The sequence below is a fragment of the Bradyrhizobium sp. genome (assembly GCF_035484855.1).
Taxonomy (GTDB): Bacteria; Pseudomonadota; Alphaproteobacteria; order Rhizobiales; family Xanthobacteraceae; genus Bradyrhizobium.
On sequence record NZ_DATHOP010000012.1, the window covers coordinates 1 to 5,028 of the forward strand.

Here is a 5,028-nt window from a genome sequence, read left to right on the forward strand (position 1 = left end):
CCGACCTGCCAGTCGTTCGGCGCATAGCCGGCATCGACCGCGGCGCGCGAGGCGCCGACGCCGGCGCCCAGCTTGTCGGCCAGCGGCTCGATATATTTGGCGAAATTCTCGCGGCTCTGCATGGCGCGGCCGCCGGAGACGATGATCTTGGCCGAGGTCAGTTCGGGGCGATCGCTTTTGGCGACTTCCTCGCCGACGAAGCTCGACAGGCCGGGATCGGCGGCGGAAGCAGCATTCTCGATCGGCGCGCTGCCGCCGTCGCCGGTCGCCTGGAAGGTCGAGGTCCGCACCGTGATGACTTTCTTGGCGTCCTTCGATTTCACGGTCTGGATTGCGTTGCCGGCATAGATCGGTCGCTCGAAGGTGTCGGGCGAAATCACCTTGATGATTTCGGACACCTGCATGACGTCGAGTAGCGCCGCGACACGCGGCATCACGTTCTTGAAGCGCGAGGTCGCGGGCGCGACGAAGGCGTCATAGGAGGGCGCCAGCGCCACGATCAGCGCGGCGAGCGGCTCGGCAAGGTCGTGGGCATAGGGCTCGCCTTCGGCCACCAGCACCTTGGTCACTCCCTTGAGCTTGGATGCGGCCTCGGCGGCGGCCCTGGTGCCTTCGCCGCTGCCGGCGACCAGCACATGGATCTCGGCGCCGAGTTGGCTTGCCGCCGTCAGCGCCTTGTTGGTGGAGTCCTTCAGGGTCGCGCCTTCGTGTTCGGCCATCAACAGCGTGGTCATCAGAGAACCCCGGCTTCGTTCTTGAGTTTCGACACCAGTTCGCTGACGTCCTTTACCTTGACGCCGCCCTTGCGTCCCGGCGGTTCGGAGGTTTTCAGGATTTCCAGATGCGCGGTGAGGTCGACGCCGTAGTCGGAGGCGCTCTTGTCCGCAATCGGCTTCTTCTTCGCCTTCATGATGTTGGGCAGCGAAGCGTAGCGCGGCTCGTTCAGCCGCAGATCCGTCGTTACGATCGCCGGCCCCTTGAGTTTCACGGTCTGCAGGCCGCCGTCGACTTCGCGCGTGACCTTGAAATCGGTGCCGTCGACTTCGAGCTTGGAGGCAAAGGTCGCCTGCGACCATCCGAGCAGCGCCGCCAGCATCTGGCCGGTCTGGTTTGAGTCGTCATCGATCGCCTGCTTGCCGAGAATGATCAGGCCGGGCTTCTCCTCGTCGGCGATGGCTTTGAGGATCTTCGCCACCGCCAAAGGTTCGACATTGCCCTCGGCCTTGACCAGGATGCCGCGGTCGGCGCCCATGGCCAGTCCCGTCCGGATGGTCTCGGCGGCCTGGGCCGGGCCGATCGATATCACCACCACCTCGGTCGCCTTGCCGGCCTCCCGCAGCCGCAGGGCTTCCTCGACGGCGATTTCATCGAACGGATTCATCGACATCTTGACGTTGGCGAGTTCAACGCCCGATCCGTCGCTCTTGACGCGGACCTTGACGTTGTAATCGACCACCCGCTTGACCGGCACCAGAACCTTCATCGATCCTCTTTCGCTCGCATTTTGCCTATTGATCGGCTTGGGCGCGGAACCTAAAGGTCCGGCCAACCCCGGTCAACGCGCGAGGGCCAAAAATCGCGCCCAAACCCGCGCGTCAACGGTTCTGGCCGGGCACCCAGAGCACGTCGCCCTGGCCGTTGTCGTTGACGGAGCGGCTGGCGACGAACAGCAAGTCCGACAGCCGGTTCAAATACTGGATTGCGGCGGCGCCGACCGGTTCATCGGGGTTGGCCGCGAGTTCCACCACGATCCGTTCCGCCCTGCGGCAAATGGTGCGCGCCAGATGCAGGTAGGCGGCGGCCGGCGTGCCGCCGGGGAGCACGAACGAGGTCAGGGGCGCCAAATGTGCGTTCAGGCTGTCGATGTCGCGCTCCAGCCGCTCGACCTGGCTCGACACCACCCGCAACCGCTCCGCCTTGCCCGCGGCTTGCGGAACCGCGAGGTCGGCGCCGAGGTCGAACAGATCGTTCTGGATCAGACCCAGCATGTGATCGAGCTCGGGCGCCTGGCCGAGATGCAGCCGGACGATGCCGATCGCGGCGTTGGTCTCGTCGACGGTTCCAAAGGCCGCGATCCGCAGGTCGTATTTCGGCCGGCGTTCGCCGCTGCCGAGCGCGGTGGTGCCGTCATCGCCGGTCTTCGTGTAGATGCGGTTGAGGACGACCATGGTCTGTTCCCTCTCAATGCCCCATCGCCCAGACCGCGAGGACGGTGATGACGATCGCGACGAATTGCAGCAGCACCCTTAGCCGCATCAGTTTCTGCGAACGGTTCGGCGAGCCGCCCCGCATCATATTGATGAGGCCCAGGAGCAGTACAAAGGCGACGGCGGCAACCGCGACGGGAAGGATGATCGTGCTCAGGAATGATGCCATCGGCGCTACATACCACCCCGCAAGGCGGTCCGCCATCGCCCGCGCCGGACGGCGGCGGGGTGCTATGATCTGGCTTTTGGTCCGATATTGTCAGAAGCTTGGGGCATTCAGCGACTCGACCCGGCATCCGGCAGGCCAAGGTGGAACGTGAGGCAGCTTCGCTACATCTTTCATGTCGGCCTGGACGCGTTCTACACGTTTCTCGCCGATGACGGCTGGGCGATCGCCAGCCACATCGCGCTGTCGACGCTGATGGCGCTGTTTCCGTTCCTGATCGTGCTGACGTCGCTGGCCGGTTTTTTCGGGTCGAAGGAACTCGCCGACCAGGCCGCGGGACTGATGCTGCAGGTCTGGCCGAAACAGGTCGCCGATTCGCTGTCGGGCGAGATCCACGATGTGCTGACCACGACGCGCGGCGATGCGCTGACCATCGGCGCGCTGCTCGCGGTCTACTTTGCCTCGAACGGCGTGGAGGCGCTGCGGGTGGCGCTCAACCGCGCCTATGCCGTGGCCGAGCCGCGGCGCTGGTACTGGCTGCGGCTGGAATCGATCGGCTACACGCTGGTCGCCGCCGTCACGGCGCTGGCGATGGCGTTCCTGATCGTGCTCGGCCCGCTGATCATCGAGGCGGTACGGCGCCATATTCCGCTGGTGGTCCAGACCAACGAACAATTTCTCAACGTCTCTCGCTATGGCGTCACCATTACCGCGCTGATCGTCGCGCTGTTCATCCTGCATGCCTGGCTGCCGGCGGGCCGCCGCAGCTTTCTGCAGATCCTGCCCGGCATCGTCTTCACCTTCGTGGCGTCGCTGGTGTCGGGCGTCGTGTTCGGCGCCTACCTGGCGCGCTTCGCCAACAACTACGTCTCGATGTATGCCGGCCTTGCCTCGGTCATCATCGCGCTGGTGTTCCTGTATTTCATCGCCGCGATCTTCGTCTATGGCGGCGAGCTGAACGCCGCCATCATCAAGTCGCAGCTGCCGCACGGCGTGTCGCTTCAAGCAGCGCAGTCGCTAAAGCCCGCGGGGACACAGGCTTGACCAGGAAGGCGTCGGCGCCGGCGGCGCGCGAGGCCGCCTCGTCGTCGCCGCGGCCGGACACCCCGATGATGGCGATACGCCCGTGCGGCGAATCGAGGCTCCTGATCCGCCGGATGGCCTCGATGCCGTCGATGCCCGGGAGCACCATGTCCATCAGGACCGCGTCGAACGCGCTTTCCGCGATCCGCTCGGTGGCGGCTTCGCCCCGCCCGATGAATTCCGCGCTATGACCGAGTTCGGTGAGGATGGTATTGAGCACGACGCGGCCGAACGGATTGTCCTCGACGCCGAGAATGCGCAGGCCCCGCACCTCGCCTGCCGTAATGCCGTCGGTATCACGACTTTCCGCCGCGGAAGCCTTGGCGCGGGTCAGGATCACCGTCAGCGTGAAGGTCGTGCCGCCGCCGCGCCGTGGCGCCACCACGATGTCGCCGCCCATCGCGCGCGCGATCTGCTTGACCGACGACAGCCCGAGTCCGGCGCCGCCGAAGCGCGAGGCGATCGAGACATTGGCCTGCGAGAACGGGCGGAACAGGCGCCTGATCTCGGCGAGCGCAAGCCCGATGCCGCTGTCGGAAACCGCAAAGGCGATACCGACCTTGCCTTTGGCAACGCGCATCGGCTCGACCGACAACGCGACCTCGCCCGTCTCGGTGAATTTCACCGCATTGTCGATCAGGTTTTCAAGCGCAGCACGCAATCGCACGGGGTCGCCGACCACCAGCGCGGGGAGTTTGTCCGAAAGTTCGACGCGCCATTGCAGGCCTTTCGCCGCCGCCCGGCCAGCCAGCGAATCGCCGGCGTTGCGCGCCAGCGCGCGCAGATCGAACAGGTCCTGACGAACCCCGAAAGCGGCGTGGCCGCTTTTCGCGGCATCGACGAACAGGGTCGCAAGGCTCGCCAGATGTTCGGCGCCGGCCTTGATGGTGTCGACCCAGCGCCGCTCGCGCTCGTCGAGATCGGACGTCGCCAGGAGATCGCTGATCGCCAGGATGCCGGTCAACGGCGTGCGCACCTCGTGCGCAAAGGCGGCGAGCGCCGCTTCGACCATGCCGGGAGCAGCCATTGCGACAGCACGCTTCGCCACCCTGGCTTTGGCCGCGGTGGCGCTCGAAGCGCGCTTTTTCGGCGACCGCCGTTTCGGCGGCGGCGCGGTGCGCTTTGTGCGCGGTCTAGACGCCATGATTCCCCCGACCCGGCCGGGCCAGCATGCCATGGCATGCCACCGGGAGTCACGCTGATGAGGATTTTTCCACTTGCTGTTCCCTTCAGCCAAATTGACGATCAGAGCCCGACCAGACGGCGGATGTCGACCGGCATGGCGCCGGTAGCACGCAGCTCTCGCAAGCCGGTGGCCCCGGTCGATTTCGAAAGCTTTGCCCCGGTGGTATCCAGCACCAGCCGGTGATGCCGGTAGAGCGGCGCTCGCAGGCCGAGCAGCGCCTGCAGCAGCCGATGCACGCTGGTCGACCAGAACAGGTCTTCGCCGCGCACCACCTCGGTGATGCCCTGCAAGGCGTCGTCGATGACAACAGACAAATGGTAGCTGGTCGGCGTCTCCTTGCGCGCCAGGATGACATCGCCCCAGGCCTGCGGCCGCGCTTCGATCTC

The 5,028-nt window shown here is 65.8% G+C and carries 7 protein-coding genes; 1 reads left to right on the top strand and 6 read right to left on the bottom strand.

Annotated features, from left to right (window positions below; genetic code table 11):
• The 4 genes from VK804_RS00890 to VK804_RS00905 all read right to left on the bottom strand — a co-directional run.
• Positions 1 to 734: electron transfer flavoprotein subunit alpha/FixB family protein (locus VK804_RS00890; protein WP_325366817.1), on the bottom strand; the 734-nt coding region annotated here is incomplete at its 3' end.
• Positions 734 to 1,483, bottom strand: a complete 750-nt coding sequence (locus tag VK804_RS00895; protein WP_325366819.1) for an electron transfer flavoprotein subunit beta/FixA family protein — start codon at positions 1,481 to 1,483, stop codon at positions 734 to 736. The genes VK804_RS00895 and VK804_RS00890, both read right to left, overlap by 1 nt.
• Positions 1,484 to 1,595: 112 nt before the next feature.
• Complete coding sequence (locus VK804_RS00900; protein ID WP_325366821.1) at positions 1,596 to 2,168, bottom strand: cob(I)yrinic acid a,c-diamide adenosyltransferase; 573 nt, start codon at positions 2,166 to 2,168, stop codon at positions 1,596 to 1,598.
• Between the two features lie 13 nt (positions 2,169 to 2,181).
• Positions 2,182 to 2,376 (bottom strand): twin transmembrane helix small protein, encoded by a 195-nt coding sequence (locus VK804_RS00905; protein ID WP_325366823.1) that lies wholly within the window; start codon positions 2,374 to 2,376, stop codon positions 2,182 to 2,184.
• A 147-nt stretch (positions 2,377 to 2,523) separates the two neighbouring features.
• On the opposite strand from VK804_RS00905, the gene VK804_RS00910 reads away from it, so the two are divergent.
• On the top strand, positions 2,524 to 3,417 hold the full coding sequence (locus VK804_RS00910; protein WP_325366825.1) for a YihY/virulence factor BrkB family protein: 894 nt from the start codon (positions 2,524 to 2,526) through the stop codon (positions 3,415 to 3,417).
• Here VK804_RS00910 and VK804_RS00915 read toward each other — a convergent pair.
• A complete protein-coding gene (locus VK804_RS00915; protein ID WP_325366827.1) occupies positions 3,344 to 4,600 on the bottom strand; it encodes an ATP-binding protein in 1,257 nt (418 codons plus the stop codon). The genes VK804_RS00910 and VK804_RS00915 overlap by 74 nt on opposite strands.
• 101 nt (positions 4,601 to 4,701) lie before the next feature.
• Positions 4,702 to 5,028: glutamate--tRNA ligase family protein (locus VK804_RS00920; RefSeq protein ID WP_325366829.1), on the bottom strand; the 327-nt coding region annotated here is incomplete at its 5' end.